General features: G+C 68.5%; 23 protein-coding genes and 4 pseudogenes. 11 read left to right on the top strand and 16 right to left on the bottom strand.

Annotation, left to right across the window (positions count from 1 at the left end; genetic code table 11):
• Nucleotides 1-91 precede the first annotated feature (91 nt).
• The 3 genes and pseudogenes from ACMTAK_RS02370 to ACMTAK_RS02360 all read left to right on the top strand — a co-directional run.
• A pseudogene (locus ACMTAK_RS02370) lies at nt 92-382 on the top strand (isochorismatase family protein); the annotation flags it as partial.
• A gap of 166 nt (nt 383-548) precedes the next feature.
• Nucleotides 549-1,334 (top strand): DUF427 domain-containing protein, encoded by a 786-nt coding sequence (locus ACMTAK_RS02365; RefSeq protein WP_413804579.1) that lies wholly within the window; start codon nt 549-551, stop codon nt 1,332-1,334.
• A gap of 18 nt (nt 1,335-1,352) precedes the next feature.
• The gene (locus tag ACMTAK_RS02360; protein ID WP_413812775.1) at nt 1,353-1,589 is read left to right on the top strand and encodes an SDR family oxidoreductase; all 237 of its coding nucleotides are present in this window, start codon (nt 1,353-1,355) and stop codon (nt 1,587-1,589) included.
• 213 nt (nt 1,590-1,802) lie between these two features.
• Here ACMTAK_RS02360 and ACMTAK_RS02355 read toward each other — a convergent pair whose 3' ends face one another.
• The 3 genes from ACMTAK_RS02355 to ACMTAK_RS02345 all read right to left on the bottom strand — a co-directional run bounded on the left by ACMTAK_RS02355 (nt 1,803) and on the right by ACMTAK_RS02345 (nt 4,176).
• Nucleotides 1,803-2,102, bottom strand: coding sequence for a hypothetical protein (locus ACMTAK_RS02355; RefSeq protein WP_413804578.1), 300 nt, complete (start codon nt 2,100-2,102; stop codon nt 1,803-1,805).
• Between the two features lie 616 nt (nt 2,103-2,718).
• Complete coding sequence (locus ACMTAK_RS02350; protein ID WP_413804577.1) at nt 2,719-3,465, bottom strand: hypothetical protein; 747 nt, start codon at nt 3,463-3,465, stop codon at nt 2,719-2,721.
• 48 nt (nt 3,466-3,513) lie between these two features.
• Nucleotides 3,514-4,176 (bottom strand): MBL fold metallo-hydrolase, encoded by a 663-nt coding sequence (locus ACMTAK_RS02345; protein ID WP_413804576.1) that lies wholly within the window; start codon nt 4,174-4,176, stop codon nt 3,514-3,516.
• A gap of 222 nt (nt 4,177-4,398) precedes the next feature.
• Here ACMTAK_RS02345 and ACMTAK_RS02340 point away from each other — a divergent pair, with 222 nt between their 5' ends.
• Nucleotides 4,399-4,707: an aconitase family protein gene (locus ACMTAK_RS02340; RefSeq protein WP_413804575.1), complete on the top strand. Its 309-nt coding sequence runs from the start codon at nt 4,399-4,401 to the stop codon at nt 4,705-4,707.
• A 291-nt stretch (nt 4,708-4,998) separates the two neighbouring features.
• Here the strand turns inward: ACMTAK_RS02340 and ACMTAK_RS02335 are convergent, their stop codons facing one another.
• The 5 genes from ACMTAK_RS02335 to ACMTAK_RS02315 form a co-directional block, all read right to left on the bottom strand.
• Nucleotides 4,999-5,382 carry an MmcQ/YjbR family DNA-binding protein gene (locus tag ACMTAK_RS02335; RefSeq protein ID WP_413804574.1) on the bottom strand — a complete coding sequence of 128 codons (384 nt, stop codon included), beginning with the start codon at nt 5,380-5,382 and terminating at the stop codon, nt 4,999-5,001.
• A gap of 206 nt (nt 5,383-5,588) precedes the next feature.
• The gene (locus tag ACMTAK_RS02330) at nt 5,589-6,506 is read right to left on the bottom strand and encodes an NADP-dependent oxidoreductase (RefSeq protein ID WP_413804573.1); all 918 of its coding nucleotides are present in this window, start codon (nt 6,504-6,506) and stop codon (nt 5,589-5,591) included.
• Nucleotides 6,507-6,560: 54 nt separating this feature from the next.
• On the bottom strand, nt 6,561-7,208 hold the full coding sequence (locus ACMTAK_RS02325) for a nitroreductase family protein (RefSeq protein ID WP_413804572.1): 648 nt from the start codon (nt 7,206-7,208) through the stop codon (nt 6,561-6,563).
• Between the two features lie 58 nt (nt 7,209-7,266).
• Nucleotides 7,267-8,061 (bottom strand): isocitrate lyase/PEP mutase family protein, encoded by a 795-nt coding sequence (locus ACMTAK_RS02320; RefSeq protein WP_413804571.1) that lies wholly within the window; start codon nt 8,059-8,061, stop codon nt 7,267-7,269.
• 110 nt (nt 8,062-8,171) lie between these two features.
• Nucleotides 8,172-8,720, bottom strand: coding sequence for a carboxymuconolactone decarboxylase family protein (locus tag ACMTAK_RS02315; RefSeq protein WP_413804570.1), 549 nt, complete (start codon nt 8,718-8,720; stop codon nt 8,172-8,174).
• Nucleotides 8,721-8,909: 189 nt separating this feature from the next.
• On the opposite strand from ACMTAK_RS02315, the gene ACMTAK_RS02310 reads away from it, so the two are divergent.
• A complete protein-coding gene (locus ACMTAK_RS02310; RefSeq protein WP_413804569.1) occupies nt 8,910-9,563 on the top strand; it encodes a TetR/AcrR family transcriptional regulator in 654 nt (217 codons plus the stop codon).
• Nucleotides 9,564-9,765: 202 nt separating this feature from the next.
• On the opposite strand, the gene ACMTAK_RS02305 is transcribed toward ACMTAK_RS02310, so the two are convergent.
• A complete protein-coding gene (locus tag ACMTAK_RS02305) occupies nt 9,766-9,924 on the bottom strand; it encodes a hypothetical protein (RefSeq protein ID WP_413804568.1) in 159 nt (52 codons plus the stop codon).
• On the opposite strand from ACMTAK_RS02305, the pseudogene ACMTAK_RS52630 reads away from it, so the two are divergent.
• Nucleotides 9,857-10,325, top strand: a pseudogene (locus ACMTAK_RS52630) (IS701 family transposase); the annotation flags it as partial. The gene ACMTAK_RS02305 and the pseudogene ACMTAK_RS52630 sit on opposite strands and share 68 nt — an antisense overlap.
• Nucleotides 10,326-10,522: 197 nt before the next feature.
• Nucleotides 10,523-11,812 (top strand): FAD-dependent monooxygenase, encoded by a 1,290-nt coding sequence (locus tag ACMTAK_RS02295; protein ID WP_413804566.1) that lies wholly within the window; start codon nt 10,523-10,525, stop codon nt 11,810-11,812.
• Nucleotides 11,813-12,177: 365 nt separating this feature from the next.
• Here the strand turns inward: ACMTAK_RS02295 and ACMTAK_RS02290 are convergent, their stop codons facing one another.
• Both ACMTAK_RS02290 and ACMTAK_RS02285 read right to left on the bottom strand, forming a co-directional pair.
• Nucleotides 12,178-12,744 (bottom strand): dihydrofolate reductase family protein, encoded by a 567-nt coding sequence (locus tag ACMTAK_RS02290; RefSeq protein ID WP_413804565.1) that lies wholly within the window; start codon nt 12,742-12,744, stop codon nt 12,178-12,180.
• A 56-nt stretch (nt 12,745-12,800) separates the two neighbouring features.
• Complete coding sequence (locus ACMTAK_RS02285) at nt 12,801-12,929, bottom strand: hypothetical protein (protein ID WP_413804564.1); 129 nt, start codon at nt 12,927-12,929, stop codon at nt 12,801-12,803.
• A gap of 648 nt (nt 12,930-13,577) precedes the next feature.
• Here ACMTAK_RS02285 and ACMTAK_RS02280 point away from each other — a divergent pair.
• A complete protein-coding gene (locus ACMTAK_RS02280; protein ID WP_413804563.1) occupies nt 13,578-13,742 on the top strand; it encodes a hypothetical protein in 165 nt (54 codons plus the stop codon).
• Nucleotides 13,743-13,773: 31 nt separating this feature from the next.
• Here ACMTAK_RS02280 and ACMTAK_RS02275 read toward each other — a convergent pair whose 3' ends face one another.
• Nucleotides 13,774-13,923: a hypothetical protein gene (locus ACMTAK_RS02275; protein ID WP_413804562.1), complete on the bottom strand. Its 150-nt coding sequence runs from the start codon at nt 13,921-13,923 to the stop codon at nt 13,774-13,776.
• 146 nt (nt 13,924-14,069) lie between these two features.
• Here ACMTAK_RS02275 and ACMTAK_RS52625 point away from each other — a divergent pair.
• Nucleotides 14,070-15,133: pseudogene (locus ACMTAK_RS52625) on the top strand (IS630 family transposase).
• Nucleotides 15,134-15,139: 6 nt separating this feature from the next.
• Here ACMTAK_RS52625 and ACMTAK_RS02250 read toward each other — a convergent pair.
• The gene (locus ACMTAK_RS02250; RefSeq protein WP_413804560.1) at nt 15,140-15,340 is read right to left on the bottom strand and encodes a hypothetical protein; all 201 of its coding nucleotides are present in this window, start codon (nt 15,338-15,340) and stop codon (nt 15,140-15,142) included.
• Between ACMTAK_RS02250 and ACMTAK_RS02245 the strand changes: the two genes are divergently transcribed.
• A complete protein-coding gene (locus ACMTAK_RS02245; RefSeq protein WP_413812773.1) occupies nt 15,251-15,568 on the top strand; it encodes a class I SAM-dependent methyltransferase in 318 nt (105 codons plus the stop codon). The two genes, ACMTAK_RS02250 and ACMTAK_RS02245, sit on opposite strands and share 90 nt — an antisense overlap.
• Nucleotides 15,569-15,765: 197 nt before the next feature.
• Here the strand turns inward: ACMTAK_RS02245 and ACMTAK_RS02240 are convergent.
• The 3 genes and pseudogenes from ACMTAK_RS02240 to ACMTAK_RS02230 all read right to left on the bottom strand — a co-directional run bounded on the left by ACMTAK_RS02240 (nt 15,766) and on the right by ACMTAK_RS02230 (nt 17,372).
• Nucleotides 15,766-16,601, bottom strand: a pseudogene (locus tag ACMTAK_RS02240) (NAD(P)H-binding protein).
• Nucleotides 16,602-16,649: 48 nt separating this feature from the next.
• Entirely contained in the window at nt 16,650-16,775 is a 126-nt protein-coding gene (locus ACMTAK_RS02235) for a hypothetical protein (RefSeq protein ID WP_413813265.1), read from the bottom strand.
• Nucleotides 16,776-16,793: 18 nt separating this feature from the next.
• On the bottom strand, nt 16,794-17,372 hold the full coding sequence (locus ACMTAK_RS02230; RefSeq protein ID WP_413804559.1) for a PadR family transcriptional regulator: 579 nt from the start codon (nt 17,370-17,372) through the stop codon (nt 16,794-16,796).
• 126 nt (nt 17,373-17,498) lie between these two features.
• Here ACMTAK_RS02230 and ACMTAK_RS02225 point away from each other — a divergent pair, with 126 nt between their 5' ends.
• Nucleotides 17,499-17,891 carry an ester cyclase gene (locus ACMTAK_RS02225; RefSeq protein WP_413804558.1) on the top strand — a complete coding sequence of 131 codons (393 nt, stop codon included), beginning with the start codon at nt 17,499-17,501 and terminating at the stop codon, nt 17,889-17,891.
• The last annotated feature ends 210 nt before the right edge of the window (nt 17,892-18,101 follow it).

Here is an 18,101-nt window from a genome sequence, read left to right as displayed (position 1 = left end):
TCGTGACCCGGCGAACTGCTCCTCCACGGGCGGCCTCCCTTTGCGGCACCGGCCCGGCCAGGGCCCTTTTCCGACCGGGCCGACTTCCACGCCGACTTCCGCTCCGGCGGTCGCCTCCGGCGCCGTCGAGGCGGTGTTCGACAAGGGCGCATACGCTGCCGCCTACAGTGGTTTCGAGGGTGTGGACGAGAACGGGATCCCCCTGGCGCAGTGGCTGCGGGAGCGCCGGATCACTGAGGTCGATATCGTTGGTATCGCCACCGATCACTGCGTACGCGCCACCGCGCTGGACGCGATACGGGAGGGATTCCGTACGCGGGTCCTGCTCGACCGTACGACGGGGGGCGCGGCGGAGTCGACGGAGCGCGCGCTCGGCGAACTGCCGGCTGTACAGGGGAACGACTGGAGGAAGGTACGCAACCTTCAGAAGCGACCACCGCAGTGCAAGTGTGGGGTCCGATCTCGCGGGTACCGCGCACAGGATGTGGAACGCGTTGGCCCGATGACGCCGACGCTCGTATCGACCTGTCAACGTCGGGGAGGCGACGATGACTTTGACACTCGGCAGTGGCCCGTTCGGGCCCGGCAGCGGCGAGTTCAGCTTCGGCCCGCCGCCCGAGGACTGGTGGTACGTGGAGCAGTGGCCCCGGCGCATGCGGGCGGTGCTGGCCGGCCGGACCGTGCTCGACAGCCGGCGCGGCAAGGTGCTGTACCGGCGCGGTGAACCGCCACGGCACTGGTTCCCGCTGGCCGATGTGCACACCGACCTGCTCGTCCCCGCGGACCGCGACCGCACCGACGAGGGCCCGGAGTGCTGGAGCGTGGTGGTGGGCGACCACACCGCGCCGGAGGCGGTCACCGGCCCGCCCGTCAAGCACCCGGACGCGCCGCCGCTCGACGACCACGTGACGATCGACTTCGGCGCGATGGACCGCTGGTTCGAGGAGGACGAGCCGCTGTACGCCGGTCCCCGCGACCCGTATCACCGCGTGGACGTCCGGGCGTCCTCCCGGCATGTCCTGGTACGGCACCGGGATGTCCCGGTGGCCGAGACCCGCCGCCCGAAGCTGCTGTTCGAGACGGGCCTGCCGGTGCGCTACTACCTGCCGTTCGCCGACGTGGACCTCGGCCTGCTGGAGCGGAGCGGGACCGTCAGCGAATGCCCGTACAAGGGCGACGGGCAGCACTGGCACCTGGTCGCCGGCGGCGTCCGGGTGCCCGACGCCGCCTGGAGCCTGCCGCACCCGCGGCCGGAGGCCCTCGCCGCCGCCGAGCACATCTGCTTCTACGGCGACAAGGTCCACGTCGAGGTCGACGGCGAACGGATCCGCTGACCGGCCGGCCACCGGCGCATCGTCAGCATCAGCTCGGCCGCCGCCTGCACGGGCCGGATCCACGGCGCGGTCGCCTGCGTGGCCACGAAGTCCGCCGTCGAAAGCCTCACCCGGGGACTGGCCAACGAGGTGGAGCGGGAGGGCATTCGCGTCGATGCCGTGGCTCCCGGCCCGGTCGACACCGACATGGCTCCGCCCGACATGGACCGGCTGGTGAAGACGGCCGTGCCCATGGGCCGGCCCGCCCATCCGTGAGGTGGCCGAGGCGGTCGGTTGGCTGATGTCACCGGCGGCCTCGTACGTGACCGGAGCGACGCTCGCCGTGCCCGGCGCACGGTAGCCGCCTTGTGTACGGCTGTCGGTACGACCTGTACGGCTGTCGGTACGACGTGTACGGCTGCCGGCGATCGATACCCTGCGCCGCTGTGCCACCGCCTTCTCCGGTCGAGCCCCACGGGACCCGACGCCTCACTCCGCGCCGGTGGCCACCCGTAGCTGCGGGGCGAGCTCATCACGGACATAGACCTCGGGATCCTTGCCGGCCAGAGCTCCCCGGACGACCGGAACGCGCCTGCCCTCGGCCACGGTCCGCAGACGACGCCGGGATTCCCGGGGCACTCCGCCCCCGATCACCAGACCCTCGACCGCACCCGACTCCAGGCGCGCCACCGCCTCCTCGTCGCTGGAGACGCCTGAGGCGTCGAAGCCCTGCTGCCGCAGCAGCGAGGCGACCCGGGCGATCACGGTCTGCTCACGAGCAACGATCAAGATGTGTACGGCTGCCTCCCACCGGTTTGGTTGATCTTTCGACCGTCGATCCGAGGAGGCCGTCACGGTGGCCTTCCGGTCCGCGCACGCCGGGCCGTCTCCCCTGACCACCAGCCGGTACTCGCCGACCGGCAAGGCGAAACGGAACTCGCCTCGTTCGGTTATGGACTGCCGCGCCGGGCCGCGCCCGCCGCGGGTGCCCACGACCTCTCCGGCGAGCGGGTGGCCGTGGCCCGGTTGCGGCCCTCCCCGGCCGATGATCCTGCCGTACGCCACTCCCGTCGGATCGGTTGTGCGGCCGTCCGACGCGCCGGAGGGATGGGTGCACGCCGCCTACTGTCGCGCTGGTCATTCACCATTTCGACGCGGGAGGCGTGACAAACGCCGGCCACCCGGTTAGCGCGGGCATGCCGACGGGCAACCCGCCGCAGGCGAGGGCCCTGCCGGCCGGCGGCTCCGTGCTGTCCCGCATGGGGTTCGGCACGACCGGATCGACCAGGAGGAGGAGCGCCATGAGCTGCGCACGCAAGCGTTGAGCACGGGCGGTCTGGCCGGGCGGCGATGGCTTCGTGGCACGCAAGGACCGAACGCATGCGCTGCCGGAGCCGCGGGTCGCTCAACGCCACTCGCCCTTTGTCAGCGGTTCCGTGGGGTGGCTCTCGCGCGTCATGTGCAGGCGACGGAAGATCTCCGCGGACTCGGCGTCCTCGGCCTCCGCGTCGAGTTGGACGTCCAACTCCTCCTCGACGTCGTGGGCGGCGCCGATCAACACGAACTCGATGCCCTCCTGGTCGAGCAGGCCCGGATCGGCGTCGGTGAACCGCCGCCCTTCGAAGCGTTCCCGCTTCCGTTTCGGCAGATCGGCCCGCTGCTGCGGGGGCAGACTGGCTCCGGCCGGTGTGCCGGCCTCAGGATTCTTGACGGCGATGATGTAGCTCGCCTCGGGCTCGATGGTCAGTTCCTCCTGGACATCGCCCGGCTGTTCGGGCAGTTCGAGCTCGTAGGTGAGATGCGTGTGGTCCCCGTGCCGGACGAGCGCATAACGACCTTCGCCGGCCGGCCGAGCCTCGGGCTGCGTCCGCGCGCCGCGCGTCTGCGTGTCGTACCTTCGTCGCCCCAGGTCCTCTGCGACGGCCTCCGGCCGCTCCGCCACCTCATCGACGAAACCCCAGAACCGTTCGTGCTCCTCCGGCCGCGGCAGGTGCTTGCGCCCGATGACCAGACGGCGACTTCGCTTGTCGTGCGATGGCTGAAGGATCATGAACAGGCGCTGGACCTCTCCTACGCCGTGAACCCGCTCCCGCTCCACTCGGGGCCGGTACACGAAGTAGATGTCGCCGCGTTCGATGACGTCGCTCGCCATGGTCACTCGCCCCCCATCGTACGCCGATGACCAGGCCAGTACCCGTTCTCATGACGCCGATGTGCTGTCCTCGGGTGACGTCTCGTCCCGCTCATGGCGGAAAGACAGGGAGTACGTACGGCCTTCCACGCCCCATTCTCCGCCGGGCGGCTTTGCTCCGGCATCGATCGCGCGCAGGCTGGGGCGCCCGATATGGGCGTAGACCAGCCGCCGCACCCCATACTGCGCCGCTCGCTCACCTATGGTGCGGACGCTCGCGTGGCCGCCCACGCCGCCCCGGAACCGTATGGGCCGGTCCCAGGCCGCCGCCTCGGCGAACATCAGGTCCGCCCCTGCGGCCCAGGCCGGAAACTCCCAGAACTCCGGTGCCCAGACCGCCACCACCTCTCCGCCTTCGATGCGGTATCCATACGCCGGATGCGAGGTGTGGGCCACCGGAAGGCAGCGCACCAGGACCTCGCCGACCCGCAGATCACCGGCGACCACGCTGACACCCCGCGTGGCCGCCCGGCGCCGCAGTACCGACCGCAGCTCGGAATCCTCGTCGGTGACCAGCCACGCGTCCAGCCGCCCGGATGGCGGTTCGGCCCCGGGCCCGCCGTCGAAGGCCACCCGGTGCCCGGCGCACCGCAGCAGCAGGCCCGCCGGGGCGAACCGGGGCGAGTTCATCGCTCCCACACCGAGGAGCGTCAGCCGCAGCCAGTGGTTCATCCACCCTCCCGAGCTCTCTGCCCAGGTACCTCGGGGAGCGTGCCTTGCCGTCGCCGGCCTCGCGCCAGTGTTCCCGTGCCCTGCCGTGGGTTCCCGTCCACGCGCTGTCCACGCTCGAAGAGGCCAACGGGCCCGGCGGTGACGTACCGCCCACGGGCGAAGGACGCAGGGAGGAAGGCAGGCAGGAAGAGCCCGGCAACGGCGTCTCCCACCCCACCCCCCATGCAGCGCTTCGGCGTTCCCGGCAAGACGCTCGCCGGGTCCGACTCGCACACCTGCGCCGCCGGCTCGCTCGGCATGCTCGCCCTGGGCACCGGCGGCCTGGAGGCCGCCCTCGCCATGGCCGGGCGGTCCCTGCACGTGACCATGCCGGGATCTGGGGAATCCAGGGGCGCGCGGCTGGAGACTCGGCAGCAGAGGAGGCGGTTTGCGTGGCCAGTCCTGGTATGGCGATCGTGCGGCAGTACGAGCGCGGTGTCGTGTTCCGGTTCGGCAGGATCCGCGGCACCCGCGAGATCTTCGACGGGTTGACGATGCTCCACCGCGCCAGCCGCTCCGAGCGGGCTGCGGCCCCGGGCACCGAGCGTGGGCGGCGGCTCCGCCCGACGAGCTGCGGGTCCGTACCGCCCGCCGTGGGCCTCCCAACCGCTCGCGGAAAGAGTGCGCGCCGCGCTTGCCGCGAACCGCCGAGACCTTGCCCGCCACCTTGTAGACGTTCAGCCGCTCGGTGAACAGGCCCCGGTGGCTGGCCCCGGGCGGCGCCAGTGCGGTGTCGCGCGCTCCGTCCTGGGGGCTTTTCGCCGCTGATGGGCATGACGAGGGTCAGGCGCGGCGGCCGTAGGTGCGCGGATCCACGGGCTGCTCGGACTTGGGAAGCCCGCCGACCACGAGACGGTAGGAGTCGACCACGAGCTCCTTCACCAGCTTCTCGTCGATGGTGCCCTCGCCTTCCACCGTGATCCAGTGCCTCTTGTTCATGTGATAGCCGGGGGTGACGTCTGCGTACTGCTCACGCAGGGCCGCGGCGTCGTCCGGATCGGCTTTCAGGATCACGACGGGGCGCCCCGGCATGTCGGTCATGAGCATGAAGACCTTGCCGCGCACCTTGCAGAGGCGCCAGTCGGGGCCAATACGATGCTCCAGGTCGGTGCCGGGCAGTCCCACAGCGCAGTCGCCCGCGATCTTCTGCAGCTCCTGTCCGTCCAAGGTGATCAACTCCTCTATCGATCCGAGTGCCCTGACCGCCCGGCCAGGACCAAGGTGGCGTCTGCCGCATGGTGGCCACGAACGGCGGCGGTCGGGCCCGACACGGCCGGCGAGCGCGGTGAGTTCGGCGGCGTCGCGGCCGAGCCGCTTCATCTCGCACACCGTGAGGATGACCCGCTCGCCGGTCGGACTGTGGCCGTCACTGCCTACGGGCGTATGCGGATGACTGTCTTCCCGTTGCGTCGCGTGGTCGGGTTGAGGGCACCGACGGCATCATCGAAGCTCGCGACGTCATCGATGTTTGTCCGCAGCCGTCCGTCCCGCACCCGCTGCACGATCTCATTCAGTTCGGCACGATCGGCCTCGACGACGAAGTCCACCGCCAGGCCGTCAGCGGGCCGCGCCTCGACCGGGCCGACGACGGACACCAGCGTTCCTCCGACCTTGATCAGGGCGGCGGACTGCCTCTGGATGTCGCCACCGATGACATCGAAGACCAGATCGACGTCGCCGACGTCTTTGAGCGCGTCGTTCTCGAGGTCGACGAACTCATGCGCGCCGAAGTCGAGTGCCTTCTCACGGTCGGCGGCGCGTCCGGTGCCGATGACGTAGGCGCCGGCCTCACGTGCGAGCTGGGTCACCATCGTCCCGACTGCCCCGGCCGCGCCATGGGCGAGGACGGTCTGGCCGGCCTGAAGGCGGCCGTGCTGGAACAGCCCCTGCCACGCGGTCAGACCTGAGATGGGCAGGGACGCGCCCACCGTGAAGTCGACGTCGCCGGGCAGCGGCGCGAGGTTGCGTGCTTCGATCGCCACGTACTCCGCCAGGGTGCCGTCGCGGTGCCAGTCGGCGAGGCCGAACACCCGCTGCCCGACCGACAGCCCCGTCGTGCCGTAGCCGAGGGCGGTGACCACTCCGGCCAGCTCGTGGCCGAGGATCGACGGTGTCTTGTCACGGCCGGCTCGATCGGCCCAGGTCGATGGCCACTCGGTCTCAGTCGGGACGAAGCCCGATGCATGGATCTGAACGATGACGTCGTTGATCGCCGCGGGCGGCTCAGGCCGCTCCGTCAACGTCATCCCGGCCGTTCCCGCGGCCTGGTCGGTTACCACGATGGCTTTCATTGAGATTGTCCTCTTCCTCGTGGGTGTGGTGGGTTTTGGTTTCCAAGTGGGTGTTTAGACGAAGGTGAACACCTGGTCGGGGTCGAATCGCGAGATCGGAGTGGTGTACTGCTTCTTGGGGTCGGGGTAGCCGAGGGCCAGCAGCAGCGTCGTGCTGTGTCCGGTCTCGCGGATCTTGAACGCCTTGTCGACGCTGGTCGGATCGAACCCCTCCAGCGGCGTGGCCTCGACGCCGAGCTCAGCGGCCGCCATCATGGTCAGGCCCACCGCCAGGTAGGTCTGCTTCTCCATCCAGTGGTTCAGGTCCTTGTAGCCATAGTTGCGCAGATTGAGGAAGTCCCGGGTCATTGATTCCCACAGCTCCTGCTTTGACAGGTCAGGGAACCGGCGGTCGGCTCTCTCCTTCGTGAACACCGCCTCGAGGTGGCTGTCAGGCACATCTGCCCGGGTGGTGAGGACGATGGTGTGCGACGCGTTCAGGATCTTCACGCCGTTGTCCTGGAACCGTTCGCCCAGGTTGTTGGCGAGCCGCTCTTTGCCTTCGGGCGTGGCGAGGACGTAGAAGTGGTTGGGCTGTACGTTCACCGACGAGGGCGTCGAGCGCAGGAACCTCAGCAGCTGCTGAAGTGTTTCCTCCGGAATGGTCTTGCTGGGGTCGAAATACCTGGTTAGGTGCTTGTTCATGAGCTTGTCGAGGTCCATGTCGGCCTGCCTTCTTCCTGTGATGAATGGGTGAGGAACGACGGTTCGCCAGGGATGGCTAGTTCTTGCCGCGGGCAAGTAGTTCGCTGATGCGCTCGAAGCTGATTCCTGTCGTCGCGGCGGTGAGGTCACCCGTGACGAGAGCCTTGGCGGCCTGTTCGAGTGCCCCCATTGCGTGGGTGTAGAGCGCCGGACCCACGCTGATGCGCTTGACTCCGGCCTTCCGCAGTTCAGCGACGGTCAGCACCTTGTCCGCCGGCGAGATGAGGACGTTGACCGGCGTCGGCGCGACGGCGGTGACGATCGCGGTCAGGGCATCGAGGTCGGGTGGGTGAGGGGCATAGAGCACATCCGCGCCGACCTCGGCGAAGGCCGTCAGACGCCGGATGGTGTCGTCGAGATCCGGCCGCTGCTGGATGAAGTTGTCGGTGCGGCCGGTGACGACGATGCGTCCCTTGGCCGCGTTGACGGCACTACGCATGCGGTTGACGGCATCGTCGAAGTCGCGGATCGGCTGATCGGGATTGCCCGAGGTGTCTTCGATCCCGATACCGGCCAGGCCAGACGCCACGGCGGCTGCCACGCTCGCAGCGACGTCTTCAGGCGTGTCGCCGTAGCCGTCCTCGAAGTCTCCGTTGACCGGCAGCCCGGTGAGCTGACCGAACAGCCGCGCATGCTCGAGGTGCTCGCCAAGGGTGACTTCGTGACGCCCGTCGGACCGGCCGAGCGTGGCAGCGAACGCCGCGGACGATGTCGCGATCGCCTCGAAGCCGGCCTCGGCCAGCATCAGCGCCGAGAGGCCGTCCCATGCGTTCGGCATGACGAGGCCACCGTCGCGTGTATGCAGTGTCATGAATGTCTCATAGAGTTCGGAGCCCGGCATACCGAACCTTTCTCAAGTGATCGTTTGGGGCGGCGAGGGGTTTTCCGGCTATGTGCGCGCCTCGACGGGGGTTCCGGCGGTCAGCCGGGCGTACCGACCGAGTTGACGGCAGGGATGTCGACGTCGGTCTGGTTGACGTTGTTGAGGAAGTTGGTCAGCAGGACCTGCACCGCCACCGTGACGATCGCCAGGATCTGCGGGTCGGTGTACCCGGCGCCTCGCACAGCCGCCAGGTCGGCGTCGCTGACCTGCCCGCGGCTGCCGACCACCTGCTGGGCGAAACGAGCGACCGCGGCGCGCTTGGGATCGATCGAGCTCCCGGCCCGGGCCAGGTCGATGTCATCGCTCGACATGCCACCGAGTTCGGACGATACGTACGTGTGCATCGCCAGGCAGTAATCGCAGCCGTTGGCTTGCGACACGGCGAGCGCGATGGTGTGCCGGGTCTTCGCGTCCAGAACCCGGCTCAAGGTGCCCTGCAGTGTCATGACGACGTCGAGGACGGTCGGGTTCGACGCGAGAGTCGCGAACATGTTCGGGACGAAGCCGAACTGTGCGCCGATGGTGTCGAGGGTGCTCTGCGTGCGGGCGGGGACATCGTCGGGAGCGGGAACGGTCAGCCGTGACATGGCGGATCAGCCTCCGGTGGGTGGGTGAGTGGTGATCGTCGGACCCGGGCCGGGCTCGTGGTGCTGGAGAGGTCCAGTCCCCGTGGTGACTGCGGCCTCATCCACATTTTTTGGGCTACCCGGCCCACTTCTTGGAGTTAACGCCACTCAGCCTGGGCTGTCAAGCCCAATCTGGGGTTATCCTGGGGCATGACCATCAACACGGCAGCTCCGACGCCTGACAAGCTCACGTCCAAGGGGAAGGCGACGCGTGCCCGCATCCTGGAGCAGGCTGCTGAGCTGATTTACACAAAGGGTGTCCACGCGACGAACAACGAGCAGCTCCGCCGCGCCGCCGGCGTCAGCGGATCGCAGCTCAACCACTACTTCCCGACGAAGGAGAGTCTCGTCCTGGCCGTGATCGCCTGGCAGGCCGAGCGCGTCCTCACCTTCCATCGCAGTGAGCGATTCGCCTGCTTCGACAATCTCGACGCGTTTCGGGCGTGGGCCGATTTCTACGTCGGCTACGAGCGCGCCTATCAGGAAGGCTGCACCCTCGGCTCCCTCGCGAGCGAGATCATCAAGACGGACCTTGACGTTCACGACGAGCTCGCGAGTGTGTTCGACCAGTGGAGGGTCATCTTCCGCGATGGAATCGCGCGCATGCGGCAACTCGGCCGCATCAGCCCTGAGGCGGATCCCACGCAGCTGGCCAATCTGCTCCTTGCCGCCTTCCAGGGCGGCATGCTTCTCGCCCAGGTCGCGCGGGACATCGCCCCACTGAAAGACGCGTTGCAGTCAGCCATCGACTACGTGCAGACCTTCGCGACGTCTCCCGACGCCGGTGGTCTCCAAGCTCGGTAGCCGCTTCCACGTGGATGGGGCAGCGGAGCTTGGCATTACGTGCTTGTTTGTGATCCGGGTGGCTGCCCTTGACGACGTGCGTTACGTGTTGATCCGGGGCCAGACTCGGTCCATGGGTTCTCGAGGACGAGCCGGGATGGACAAGGGCGATGCGATCCCGGGTGACTACGACAGTGATCCCGGGCGCTCCGCCGCGAACCAGTCAGCCACGCAGCGCTTCGCGGCGCGAGGTGGGGTCCATCCCATGGTCGCCCGTCGCCTGGCCGCCGAGGGTGCTCGGACCGTCGTCGACATCGGCCTTCAGCGAGGTGACCTGGCGGGAAGGCTCCCGCGGCCCGATGACCTCCCGCTTCCTCGCCATGCGGGTCCGGTCGGCCGGGGTGCGTCCGCGTCGGCTGGCCCAGCAAGCCGCGGTGACCGAGTACGGCCAGTGGGACGGACTCCTGCCCCCCCCGGTGCGACTGCTGGCCGGATGGCCCGACGACGAGGACCAACCGACCCGCTTCCGGCTGTCCGACCTGCCTGAGGACACCCCGATCACCGACCTGGTCCGCCTGGCAAAGATCCGCTGACGCATCGAGCGCGACTATCGCGAACTCAAGCACGGCCTGGGCCCGGACCACTTCGAAGGCCGCTCCTGGCTCGGCTGGCACCACCACGCGACCTCCTGAACTGCTGGACCGGCGCCTGCACCACCTGCCACCAACCCCTGCCCAGCAGAACCACACCAAGATCAAGGCAGACCTAAGGGAATCCTCCTAGCTGACAGGCTGGTTCGCCTGTTTTACGCCTGTTTTTTTGGGTTGATGTAAGTCTCGTCGGAGTTGGCGTTTCTCATCAATGTCTGCCGTGACCGATGAGTTCTATGCGGATCCGTGGTCGATACGGCTGGATACACCGACAGCGGTGGGCCTGTGCTGGGGACGTTCCAGCGCGGGAGGAAGCACATGGAGGCTGTGATGAGCGTCGACGACTCCGACCAGGGGCACGCGATCCGGACGGGCGAGCCGTGGACGCGGGTGAACGGTCCCAGGGTGTTGGTGGCGGGAGCGAGCATCGCGGGACCCGCGCTGGCCCACTGGCTGCGCCGGCGGGGGGCCGAGGTGACCGTGGTGGAGCGGGCTCCCGAGCTGCGTCCCGGCGGGCAGGCGGTGGACGCGCGCGGGGTCGCCAGGGAGGTCATCGGGCGCATGGGGCTGGACGCGGCGGTGCGCGCGGCGTGCACCGACACCGCCGGCGCGCACACCGTGGACGCGGACGGGCAGGTGCTGGAGACCTTCCGTGCCGACGACGACGGTGGCGACGGGTTCATCGCGGACATCGAGATCCTGCGCGGGGACCTCTCCCAGGTGCTCTACGACGACACCCGCGACGGCGTCGAGTACGTCTTCGGCGACCGAATCGCCGAGCTCGCCCAGGACGCGGACGGGGTCGACGTGGTCTTCGCGGGCGGCAACCGGCGGCGCTTCGACTTGGTGGTCGGGGCAGACGGGCTGCACTCGGAGCTGCGAGCGATGGTCTTCGGGCCGCATGAGCGGTTCCTCCGCCACCTCGGGCACGCGCTGGCCTTCTACAGTGTGCCCGACGAGTTCGGGCTGGACCGCTGGCTCCTGGAGTACCAGGATCAGGAGTCCGGGCGCTCCGCCCTCCTGCGGCCCATCCAGGACACTACCCGGGCGATGGCCATGTTCTACTTCGCCTCGGCCGACTTCGACGTCGACCACCGTGACGTCGCGGCCCAGAAGGTCCTGCTGCGGGAGCGGATGGCGGGCCTGGGCTGGTTGACCCCGGACATCCTCGCGCACCTGGACGACACTCCGGACTTCTACCTCGACCAGGTCGCCCAGGTGGTGATGGACCGCTGGTCGAGTGGACGGGTGGGGTTGCTCGGGGACGCGGCGTTCAGCTCGTCGCCGATGTCCGGGCAGGGCACCGGGCTGGCCCTGGTCGGTGCCTACCTGCTGGCCGGAGAGCTGGCCGCTGCCGGATGGGACCCCGACGCCGGGTTCGCCCGCTACGAGGCGCGGATGCGCTCGTTCATCGAGGCCAACCAGGAGATCGGCCGGTTGAACGCCCGCAGCCGCGACGTCCCCGGGCCGGACGCCGAGCCGCGCCCCGATTTCGCCGGCGAATGGTTCACCGAGCTGGTCGGGCGCGCGATCAACGGCGTCGAGCTGCCCGACTACGCGGGGGTGCCGGACTCCGCAGCCCCGGCCGGATCGCCGATCACCTCGTCGGCCAAGCCGTAGGTGTCACATAACGTGTCGAGAGGGACCACGCTTCGGTAGGACACCGCCGGACGACCTCCGCTCATGCCGCATGGTGCGCGTTGGAGCGCTCGTTCGGCGGCCAGGCCACGTTCCCGAGGCGGTGTTGGCTCGGAAAACTGACAAGATCGACGAGATTCCACCGCGCGGGGTCTCTGTGGTTCTGTCACTAGCCTGGTCGGCGCTCACCGGAGCTGACAAGACCATTGGGACATCGACCCCGTGACGTCCAAGCCCATTGATCCCCAGCCGGATCGCTCGTCCGTCTTGTCTCAAGGCAGTTGTCAGTGCGCAGCTCGCCGACATGGCTCCCTGACACGATGGATGAGAACGGACAGTGCTGCCGCTCAGCGCCTCGTCTCGTACCTGGTCAGGACCACGCCGCCGGGAAACGTCCGCATCTCCACCAGGTTCAGGTTCACCCAGCTGTCCAGCGCGGTGAAGAACGGCGTGCCGCTGCCCACCAGGACCGGATAGGCGGCGATCGCGTACTCGTCGATCAGCCCGGCGCGCATGGCCGCCCCGGCGAGCGTTGCGCCGCCGATGTTCATGGGGCCGCCGTCCTCGGCCTTGAGCCGGGTGATTTCGGCGATCGCGTCGCCGGTGACCAGGCGGGTGTTCCAGTCGACCTTGTCGATCGTCGAGGAGAACACCACCTTCGGCGTGTCCCGCCAGTTCCGCGCGAACTCGATCTCCGCCGGGGTGGCGTTGGGCTGCTGGTCGCCGGTCGGCCAGTAGGAGCTCATCGTCTCCCACAGCTTGCGCCCATACAGCGACAGGCCACTCGCCTGCTCGTGGTCGAGCCACCACTGGAACAGCTCGTCGCTCGGCGGTCCGCTCCAGCCGATGTCGTCGCCGGCCGTGGCGATGTAGCCGTCCAGGGTCAGGTTCATGCCGTAGATCAGTTTCCGCATGGCGCAGCCTTCCGTCCGTGGGTGTCCGGCGTATAGACCAGCGCGGCGCGGGAAACTCATCGGTGCGCGATCTGGGCTCGCCAGTAGTCCTCGTGCTCGGGGCCCAGCGTGGTGTACTCGGCCGACTCGGCAAGCTGCCTGGTCTCGACCTCGCCCTCGCCCTCGCCCTTGCGAGGAAATGCCACCGATTTGAGACTGATCATGGGTGACAAGGCCGCGAGACAGCCAAGAACGCCCAGGTCACGCAAGATCGACATGTCACGAGCGATGAGACCCTACAAGAGTGGACAGTCTGCGGGCGAGTGCCCTGGTCAGGCCGCTGCCGGCCTGACCAGGCGCTGGAGCGGCGACACTCCGAGCGGCGACTCACCGCCCCAAATAGCCGACCGGCGACCCGGACCTCACGCTCGACCAGGCGCTGGGCGAGCTCGCCCACCCGGGCAGCGAGGCATGCACCGCCTGCGAAGCCCGCCACCTCCCGCAGTCCTGAAGGCGACAGGAGCAGCACATCAGCCGGCCTGCCCCCGACGCGCCCGCCGAAGGCCGCCCTCCACCGCGTGCACCAGGCCGACACCACCATGAGCAGGGCGTCCTGCCGTGTGCGCGTCTACGCTGCGCACTGGACCCCGAGACCATCGGCGACATCATCACCTCACCACCCTCGGCGCCTAGGCCGAGCTGTCCTTTCGCCTCACCGGCCACGTCGGCCGGCGTGGCAGCGTCGAGCCCTCCAAACGCGCGGGCAACGACCGCAAGCACAGCGCCGCCCAGGCGGCTCGGTCGCCAGCTCGAAATCCCCGAGGGGAGCCCCGTGGCGCTGCTGGTCTCGGAAGGTGGACCTGGAGACGGTCGAGGACCTGTGCCGGAAGCACACCGGGAACCCGCAGGCCCTCGCAGGCACGCTCGTCGCTGCGGCCGAAGGCGAGGAAGACGAGGAATCCGGAGAGCTGTACCGCGATGATGCGACCGTGGTTGTTCTGAGCAGGCTCACTGCCTGACCCCGCCAGCAGTCCGCCGGGCCTGGGGCGGTCAGTCTTCGGTGCCGCCGTCGTCCTCGTCGAGCGCGGGTGCGTCCGGGGCGCGCAGCGGGCGCGGGGCGCCGGCGGCCGCTTGAGGCGGTGAAGCCTGTAGCGGCCGGCTCGGCGCCGCGATCACGATGATGATGACCGAGCGCGACATGGTCGCCCCGGCCGTCGGCGGCTGCCTCTCACTCGATTCGACGATATCCTCACCGCGGTCGCGCCCGACCTGGCTACTGAACTTGATTGAGTGATGTCGGGCCAGTTCGCCTGACGGTGGCCAGCTGGCTCCGGTAGCCGTTGGGCGTGAGATATGCGCAGGGTGGTGGGCTGACGACGCCGGAAGGGCTACGCGGGAGCGGATCCCACTGAAGGCCGTGGAACGATTCGGGCGCGGTGAGAAGAACCGGGAGATCGCGGCCGCGTTGCGGGTGTGTGAGCGGTCGGTGGAGCGGTGGCGCCGGGCTTGGCGCGAGCACGGGGAGGTCGGGGTCCTGTCGAAGGGCTCGCCCGGCCGCCCGAGACTCGATCCGGAGCAAATGGCCAGGCTGGAGGGGCGAGTTGGAACGAGGGACGCTCGTCCACGGCTGGGCGGACCAGCGGTGGACGCTGGCGCGGGTGAAGACACTGATCGGGCGGCTGTTCCACGTCGCGTACACGGTGGAGGGAACTGGCGGCTGCTGAAGCGGCACGGCTGGTCGTGGCAGCAGCCCGCCCGGAGGGCTATCGAACGCGACGAGGAGGCGGTGGAACTGTGGAAGAAGGAGGTCTGGCCGCGGGTGGGAGCACCGCGTCGGCGTGCGACGGCTGGATCGTCTTCGAGGACGAAGCCGGGCAGTCGATGACGCCGCCGCGCGCCAGGACCTGGGGCCGCAAGGGCCGGACCCCGGTGGTGAGAGTGCGAGGTCGGGGCTCGGGACGGGTGTCCGATGGCGGGCATGACCTGCTACAAGCCCGGCGAGCGATCCCGGATGTTCTATGCGATCCGCGAGTACAACGGGCGCAAGGACCAGCCCAAGGGCTTCGGATGGCGCGACGTGCGTGACCTGCTCGTCCGGGCCCGCAACCAGCTCGGCGGCCCGATCGTGCTGGTCTGGGACAATGTCCGCATCCATCTGACGATCCCACTGCGGGAGTTCATCGCGGCGAACGCCGACTGGCTCACCGTCTTCCAACTGCCGTCCTACGCGCCGGACCTCAACCCGCAGGAGGGCGTCTGGTCGCTGGTCAAGCGCGACACCGGCAACCTCGCCGCAGCCGACCTGATCCAGATCACCAGGGCCGTCAAGCGCAGGCTCAAACGGATCCAGTACCGCCCAGATGTGGTCGACGGCTGCCTCGCCGGCACCGGCCTGGTCATGGACGGCTGACCTACATCACGAATTCAAGATCAGAAGGCGGCCACGCAGCGTTTTTCGGCACGAGGTGACGTCCATCCCGTAGTCGCCCGTCGGCTTGCTGCCGAGGGTGCCCGGACGGTCGTCGACATCGGGGGCGGCAACGGACTCCTGGCCGGTCATCTGGCTCGCGAAGGTGTGGGGGCCGTGGTCGTCGACCGAGCGGGTTACGCCGTTCATGCTCCCTGTCCCGCTGTCCTTGGGGACGCCCTGCGGCTGCCTTTCCGGGCCGAATCGTTTGATGGCGCTGCTGCTTTGTGGATGCTCTATCACCTGGCCGACCCCATGCTCGCACTCCAAGAGGCGCACAGGGTGCTGCGGGCAGGAGGGCTTCTCGCCGTGAGCACGGTCAGTCGGCACAACGACCGCGAGCTGGAGCTGTTCCTCCCAGACTGGGGAAACCGTTGAGCTTCGATGCGGAGAACGCGCCTGAACAACTCAGCCGAGTCTTCGATGTCGTCGATGTCCAACGCTGGGACCGGCCTATGGTCCACCTCGCCGACCATGCCGCTGCCACCAACCCGTCAGGGCGCTGGCCGTCTCACTGTCGGCATACACGTGAAAATCCGAGCTGAGCGCGCATGTGGTGCTCAGGGACGAACGCCTCAGCGGAAGGCGGCGACATTCTCCGAAACCCACTGGTGGAACGGCCTGGCGGGGGATCCGGTGACCTTTGAGACCGTGTCGCGCACCGTCAGCAGTTCGGCGTTGACGTCCCCGCCCGTCACATCCAGCACCGCATCCGCAGCCTCGGCTCCCAAGAACGCGGACATCTGCTGGTGGGCCTCCTCCCGGCTGATCTCCGCACATGGCACCTCCCGCCCCAGAACCGCCGCGATGGCCTCCACCTGCTGCCGGGCCGTCACCCGCTCCGGGCCAGTCAGCGCATACGCCTGCCCCTGGTGACCGGATTCGGTCAAAGCCACTCGCGCCACCGCCGCAATGTCCGCAGGGTGAATCGTGGGCAGCCCGGTGTCTGCATACGGCACGCGGACCGTTTGGCGCTCACGGATTGACGCCGCCCACCACAGGGCGTTCGAGGCAAACTGCGTCGGCCGCAGAACCGTCCAGGCCATGCCGCTGTCCCTGAGCAGCCGCTCGACAGCCATGTTCTCCCGGGCAGGGCCCAGATGCGGATGCGTCTGGACGGTGATGGACGACACGAGCACCACATGCTCGACACCTATCCGCCGGGCGGCGTCGAGGATGTCGGCATCAGAGCCTATCCGCGACACGAGGAACAGCGAACGCACTCCATCCAGTGCGGGCTCCAGGGAAGCTACCTCAGCAATGTCGCCCTCACCCACCTCCACCCCCTCGGGGAACGAAGCCCGGGCAGCGTCACGGGTGAGCCCTCGCAGCGGCCCGGCACCGCACGCATGCAGCTCCCCTTGAGCAGAGCACATCCTATGTTCCCGGTGGCTCCTGTTACGAGAATCATGCGTCCTCTCCTGTTGTCAGGTGATCAACCAGAGGAAACGCTAGAACCTCAACCATGCTTGAGGTCAAGAAGATCGCTGACAAGGCGCCTGGGGCCGGGGACGGGATCAGGGAGTTCGCCGACGTGCAGGACATCGGCGGCGGGGCCCTGGTCGTCGTACCAGGAAGCAAGCATGGGTACCTCCGTGGGCAGTCAGCTCGCGGGAGCGGCCGGCGCATGTGGATCGCTGCCGGTGCAGGCGGTGTCGAATGCGGGCGGCTTCTCCCCGAGGGTCTCGCGCAGCCAGGTCCGTTCGGCGCGGCTGGTGGCGCGGGCGGTGAGCAGCATGCCCCGCCGGTAGGGGTCGGCGACCTCCTCGGCACGCAGGGGCCGCTCGTTGTCGTAGAAGAAGCTCGCCGGCTCTTCCAGGAACTCCAGCCGTCTGCGCAGCACCGCGTGCTGTTCGGCCACGTCGGGCAGGTGGGAGAGGAAGGCCAGGACGACGTAGAACCGGGTGAAGTCGGTGATCTCGTGGTCGGCGGGCTTGCGCAGGCGCTGAAGCATTTCGGCCCGTCCGGCCGCGGTCAGGCTGAGCACGTACCGGGCCGCTCCCGCGGCCGGGTCGGCGCGCCGCTCGATCAAGCCCGTCCTGGTCAGACGGTTGATTGCCGGATACAGGCTGCCGTCACTGACCGGCCGTGTATAGCCGGTCAGCTGTGAGACGCGGCGGCGCAGCTCGTGTCCAGGCAGGGGTCCCTCGGCGAGGAAGCCGAGTATCGCGAGTTCCAGCATGAGTCCATCTTCGCACGCGAACATCGAACCGATGTGAACATCGATTCGATGTTACGCTCGTAGGTACCCGCCCAAACGTCTCTGGAGAGGCACAGCAAGATGCCATCGCAGTCCACCGAGTCAGTGATGAACCGTTTCGTCGAGTTCATCAACACGGGCAACGAGGATCTCGCCCGCGAGGTCATTTCTCCGGAGGCGGTGTTCCACGCTCCAAGCCACCCGGAACCACTGCGGGGGCCCGATGGGTACATGGAAGTCATCGGGATGATGCGCAGCGCCTTCTCCGACGTCCAGTGGACGCTGGAGGAGACAATTACCGAAGGCGACACCGTCGCCGCGCGGTTCACCATGCGGGGAACCCACGACGGTGAATTCTTCGGGATCCCGGCGAGCGGCAACAAGATCTCGGTGCAGGCCATGAACTTCTACTACCTGGCCGACGGCCGGATCGTCGGCGAACGGGGCCAGCCCGATCTCCTCGGGGTGATGCAGCAGATCGGTGCCGTACCGGCGCCGTGAACCTCGTAGCGCCGGGTGAGCCTTCTGCCGCGCGGGTTTGCCGCTGCCCGGAGGGGCCCGTACGGCGCGGTGGCAGAGGGCGAAGGCCTGCACCGGAGTGCGGGCGGCCGGCGTGGGTTCACCGCAAGAGGCCGGCCTTCTTCTTGATCCGGCGTCTTCGCGCAGACGAGGCCTTCTGCGCGAGGACTGCCGCACGGCAGGATGGAGTGA

Origin of the sequence: Streptomyces lacaronensis (genome assembly GCF_047337785.1) — a bacterium.
In the GTDB taxonomy this organism is placed as follows: domain Bacteria; phylum Actinomycetota; class Actinomycetes; order Streptomycetales; family Streptomycetaceae; genus Streptomyces; species Streptomyces lycopersici.
The sequence above is the reverse complement of the archived record's forward strand: the minus strand, read 5'-3'. Positions and strand labels throughout refer to the sequence as shown.